The organism is Streptomyces sp. NPDC001156 (assembly GCF_053598275.1).
Genome location: NZ_JBSFJX010000346.1, coordinates 1 through 5,295, shown reverse-complemented (window position 1 = coordinate 5,295; position 5,295 = coordinate 1). Strand labels below are relative to the sequence as shown.

The 5,295-nt window shown below is 69.4% G+C and carries 3 protein-coding genes and 2 pseudogenes; 3 read left to right on the top strand and 2 right to left on the bottom strand.

Features of this window, described 5'->3' with window-relative positions:
- Positions 1-293 precede the first annotated feature (293 nt).
- Positions 294-2,477 carry an ATP-binding SpoIIE family protein phosphatase gene (locus ACWDA7_RS49835; protein ID WP_450614471.1) on the bottom strand — a complete coding sequence of 728 codons (2,184 nt, stop codon included), beginning with the start codon at positions 2,475-2,477 and terminating at the stop codon, positions 294-296.
- A gap of 299 nt (positions 2,478-2,776) precedes the next feature.
- Positions 2,777-3,000: pseudogene (locus ACWDA7_RS49830) on the bottom strand (NF041680 family putative transposase); the annotation flags it as partial.
- A gap of 126 nt (positions 3,001-3,126) precedes the next feature.
- On the opposite strand from ACWDA7_RS49830, the gene ACWDA7_RS49825 reads away from it, so the two are divergent.
- The 3 genes and pseudogenes from ACWDA7_RS49825 to ACWDA7_RS49815 form a co-directional block, all read left to right on the top strand.
- Entirely contained in the window at positions 3,127-3,363 is a 237-nt protein-coding gene (locus ACWDA7_RS49825; RefSeq protein WP_450614469.1) for a hypothetical protein, read from the top strand.
- A 162-nt stretch (positions 3,364-3,525) separates the two neighbouring features.
- Entirely contained in the window at positions 3,526-4,605 is a 1,080-nt protein-coding gene (locus ACWDA7_RS49820; RefSeq protein WP_450614467.1) for an integrase core domain-containing protein, read from the top strand.
- 549 nt (positions 4,606-5,154) lie between these two features.
- Positions 5,155-5,295: pseudogene (locus tag ACWDA7_RS49815) on the top strand (tRNA pseudouridine(55) synthase TruB); the annotation flags it as partial.

Sequence of the window (5,295 nt, the reverse complement as noted above, 5' to 3'; positions counted from 1 at the left end):
CCCCCGCATCCTTGGACCACGGACACGATCCGTGTCGCCGGACGCGGCGCGAACGCGGGAGACCAGTGCATCCACCACCGTTCGGGATGCGCCAGCTGACCAGGACTGGGTACAAGACTCACTCCTGCTCACTGACTAGGAACGGTTGGCTGTGGCACGAAGATGACTCACTCCGGACCCCAGGGCTCCGTCGTTCTCGCGATTGGTCGGGAATGGTGACGTGAGTCCCAGGGTGGCAGCGGGCGTGTCCGTCCTCTGTGAGCGTTGGTGGGTCGGGTGGGCCTCTGCCGGGCTCACAGGGTGGCGTGTGCGGATACGCGGGTGGGCGGGAGGGCGAGTTCGGCCCAGATGGTCTTCCCGTCGGTCCGCTGCCTCGTGCCCCAGCGCTCGGCGAGCTGCGCCACGATGAACAGTCCGCGTCCGCCTTCGTCGTAGGTGCGGGCCCGGCGCAGGTGGGGGGCGGTGTTGGCGCCGTCGGACACCTCGCAGATCAGGGCGTCGTGCCGGATCAGGCGCAGCTGCACGGGGCTGCCGCCGTAGCGGATGGCGTTGGTGACCAGTTCGCTGACCACGAGTTCCGCGATGAATGCCGCATCCGGCAGCCCCCACTGGGCCAGCTGGAACGAGGCCAGGTCCCGGGCACGGGCGACCTCGGCGAGGTCATCCAGCAGGTCCCAGGCGGCGGTGTGCGCCTCGTCCAGGGCCCGGGTGCGGGCGACGACGAGAGCGACATCGTCTCGGGTGCGGTCGTCGACCAGCATGTTCAGCACGTGGTTGCAGGTGGCCTGCAGCGAGGGCATCGGCTCGGACAGGGCCTTGAGTAGACGCTCGAGCCCCTCGTCCAGGCCGTGGCGGGGGGATTCGACGAGGCCGTCGGTGTACAGGGCGAGCAGGCTGTCCTCAGGCAGGCGCACCTCGGCCGTCTCGAAGGGCAGGCCGCCCACGCCCAGCGGGGGACCGGCCGGGACGTCGAGGAAGTCGGCGCCCGCCCTGGGGTGCACCACGACCGGTGGCGGGTGACCGGCGCGCGCGGCGATGCACTGCCGCGAGATTGGGTCGTAGTCCATGTACAGGCAGGTCGCGACGAACTCGCTGATACCCGCTTCCACCGTACCCTCGCCCCCGCCCGCCGGCGTGTAGGCGGCCTCCGTCTGCAGCCGGATCACGATGTCGTTGAGATGGGTGAGCAGCTCGTCGGGCGGCAGATCAATGTCGGCGAGGGTGCGCACCGCGGCACGCAGCCGCCCCATCGCCGCCGAGGCGTGCACACCGTGCCCGACCACGTCGCCCACGACTAGGGCGACCCGGGCCCCCGAGAGCGGGATCACGTCGTACCAGTCGCCGCCCACGCCCATCCGGGAGTCCGCGGGCAGGTAGCGTGCGACCGCGTGGACGGCCGGCTGCTGCGGGACCACCTGGGGCAGCAGACTGCGCTGCAGCGCCACCGACGTGGCGCGCTCGTGGGCGTAGCGGCGGGCATTGTCCATGCACACCGCGGCGCGCGCCGCGATCTCCTGCGCCAGGAGCACGTCGTGGGTGTCGAAGGCGTCCCGGTGCCGGGAGCGGGTGAACAGTGCCGCACCGAGGGTCACGCCGCGGGCGCGCAGCGGAACTGCCAGCGCGGAGTGGGGCACCTGCGCATCCGCGTCGGCGCCAGCCGGATCGGCGGGCCAGCAGTTTCCCGCGTCGGCGCTGTCGGTGACCTCTTCGCGCATCGGCACGCCCCGCAGCAGGCTCAGCGCGGGCACCGAGCCCCGGCAGTAGGTGACGATGTTGCAGCCGGGCGACGCGGCCGCGGCGAGCGAGCCCGGTACCGACCGGCGGGCGGCGCGGCGCAAGGTGACCGGGCCCCCATGCGGCCCGGGGGCGGGCTCCTCGCCCTTCAGGACGGGACCGAAGAGGTCCACGGCGGCATGGTCCGCGAACCGGCGGACGGCGACCTCGGCCAGCTCCTCGGCGGTGCGGGTCACGTCCAGGGTGCTGCCGACCCGGCTACTGGCCTCACTGAGCAGCGCGAGCCGCTCCCGGGAAACCATCAGGTGCTTCAGGCGTCCCTCCGCGGCGATACGGGCGCGGCAGACGGCCAGGGCGACCAGTAGCGAGGCGACCAGCGCCGTGATGACCGTGATCCGGCTGGCGTGGGATAGGTTCTGCGCGAAGATGATGCCGTAGGCGGCGATCCCGGCGGCCAGGTTGGCAAGGCCCACGATCAGCGTCTGCCGCAGCGGCACCAGCGCGGCGGCCACCACCGGGATCAGCGTCGAATAGTCGGACATCCCCATGACCTGCATGCCCGCGGCAGCCAGGGGCAGCCGCACGCCCGCGACCAGGACCACGGTGAGGAGCAGAAAGGTAAAGCTTCGGCTCGGTCGGACGGAACGGGTGTACGGGCCGGGACGCTGCGGTTTCGCAGTCGTGTGGACGGACGGGGCGGGTTCGGTCCCGGCCCGGTGAGGGGCCAGCGGGGCGCTGCGCATGACGTCCTCCTCAGGCCTGCTGCCGTGCAGCAAACAACTAATCTCTGTTTGAGTACCCCCTGAGGTGTAGGTCAGGACGAGGGATGTGAACGGTGAGGCCGGAGTTGCCTCCGTGAAAGCGCCAGGTGACGGCACTTCGTGACGGCGCTAGCGTCCGGTTCAATCCAAAGCACCGAAAGACCGGCGGTCACGGTGACGCCCGTTCCCTCAAGGGCGGCTTCGTATACCAGTACAGCCTATGTCGTCTCAATGAGATTGCAGGCATGAGTTATCTCAGCAGGGCTCAGCTTGTTCTTTATCTACCAAGATCTTCCGGGCTTGCCGATGGCCTTGAGGGTTTCGGGGCGTTTGACGGTCTTGCCGACGTCGTAGCGGGGTGCTCGGTGTTTGTTCTTGGCGCCGGGTGGCCGTCCGGGGCCGGCTCCTCGGGAACACGGGTCGGGCAGGCGAGGTGAGCGCGGATGTTCCTGAACCCTCGGCGGACGCGGGCGGGGGTGAGCCGGTCGGAGGTGGTGGGTTTCTCGGATCACGGAGTTAACCGGGCTGTCCTGTACGACGATTCGGCGCTGGAAGGCGGCAGACCAGTGACGTACACGGAGTTGGCCGCGCTGTCCCGTACGACGATTCGGCGTTGAAAGGCGGCAAACCAGTGACATACACCGCGTACACGGACAGCAAGGGCCGCACCACTGAGGACCGGATCGCAATAGTGAAGCGCCCGGGGGACCCGATCACCGCCCAGCAGCGCACGGCCGCCCGGCTCCTGCTGGAGGACCTGCTGTTCGCCGCCGGACGCCACGGGGTCACCCTGGATGACTTCGACGGGGTTGTGGATCTCCCCGGAGGGTGCCTGGACGTGATCCTGAGCAAGACCCGCCGCCCTTGACCAACCCAGCGCCCAACCAACGCTGAGGCCCGCCGGCACCCCGCCGCGCGGGTCTCCGCCGTTCCCCACCACGGCCGCCACGTCATGACGACCCTGTGCCGCTCTAAAAGCCGTCGTCGCAGGTGGCATCGGTGACGGTTCATCGGCTGGCAGCATGTCCGGGTGATCGTGTCCTTGCTGTACAAGGTGACCCGGAAGTTGCTCTCCTTCCCCTCGATGCTGCTCCGCGGGGACGCGGCGAAAGACGCGGAACTTCTCGTGTTGCGACACCAGAACGCGATACTGCGTCGACAGCTGGCCACCCCGGTGCGGTACGAGCCAGCCGATCGATTCTGGTTCGCTGCCCTCTCCGGCCTGATACCTCGGTGTCGCTGGCGCGAGGTCTTCCCGGTCACCCCCGGCACCCTGCTCGACTGGCACCGCATGTTCATCGCCGCGAAGTGGAACTACAGCGCACACAGGCGCATCGGGCGGCCGCCGACCGGTGAGGCGCTCAAGAGCCTCGTACTGCGACTCGCCAGCGAGAATCCGCGATGGGGGCACCGGCGGATCCAGGGTGAACTGGCTCGACTCGGGCACCGGATCGGGCCCTCGACGGTGTGGGAGATCTTGAATGCGGCGGGCGTAGAGCCCGCGCCGCGTCGCTCCGGTCCGACCTGGCGCGAGTTCCTCACCGCCCAGGCCGAGAGCATCATCGCGGCGGACTTCTTCCCCATCGACACCGCGCTCGGCAGGCGGCTCTATGCGCTGGCCTTCCTCGAGCACGGCACCCGGCGTCTGCACATCACCGGCGTGACCGCCCACCCAACGCGGGAGTGGACGGTGCAGCAGGCGCGGAATCTCGCCGCCGACCTCGGCGTGCGCATGGAGTCCCTGCGGTTTCTGCTGCGCGACCGAGACGGCAAGTACGGCGAGGCATTCGACGCCGTCTTTGAGGCAGAGGAACTGGACGTGATCAAGAGTGCACCGCAGGCACCTCGGATGAACGCCCACTGCGAGCGCGTCATCGGCAGCCTCCGCCGCGAGGTACTCGACCACATCCTCGTCATGGGAGAGGCGCATGCCCGACAGGTGCTTGCGGCCTACCAGAGACACCACAACGAGCACCGGCCCCACCAGGCGCGCAACCAGCTACCACCTGCCGTCCAGGAGCAGCCCACCGCGATAGACAGCGGCGCCCACAAGCTGCTGCACACCCGGATCCTCGGCGGCCTCATCAATGAGTACAGATACGCCGCGTGACCTGCGGCGACGACTTCTCGAGCGGCACAGCATCCAGGCCAGACATGCTGGATGCCCCGGCAACAAGTGTCGAGCTCGCATTGCTCGCCCCACCATCCCGCCGCGCCCTTGCCGCCCGGGAGCCTCCTTGTGGCGGCGATCTGTCGAGTGCAGATCTGTCAGCTCGATCGACATCGCGCCGTGGCCACCGCATACGGAGAGCGCATGCTGCGAGGCGACCAACCGGACTGCGGCCCTCAACGATGGGCTGTGCACCACGCCCTGGGTCAGCCCGAGGCGCCTTTCGAGCTTGACGGCAAGCTCGAAAGGCGTGTCACGGCCCCGCCTCACTCCGGGGCTGCTGCGGGCTCTCCGCCAAGGTAGGGCTGTGATCACGCCAGTGCTGGCGCGTCGTCCTAGGGAAACGCGCCCGCTCGGGCCACAGGTTGCCGGGGTCGCGAACCGCGGCCTTGACCCGGGCGATCGTGTCCTCCGCTGACCCGCGTACTTGGCACCCGGTGCACATGAAACTCTGTGCGCTGCCGTGCAGTTCGAGCACCTCGCGGGCGGGCGTCCCTGCGAGCCGGTGCGGCCGTCCGCGTTCTGCGTGAACGCCGTGCACCGAAGCGCACCCTGGACCAGCTCCAGGAGGAGCTGACCGTGATGCCGATCGCCGAGGCCGCCGCGGCCGCGTTCCCGCGATGGGACGTG

Excerpts from the sequence above, each read along its gene's own strand:
- ACWDA7_RS49835 (WP_450614471.1), bottom strand. The coding sequence starts at position 2,477 with ATGCGCAGCGCCCCGCTGGCCCCTCACCGGGCCGGGACCGAACCCGCC.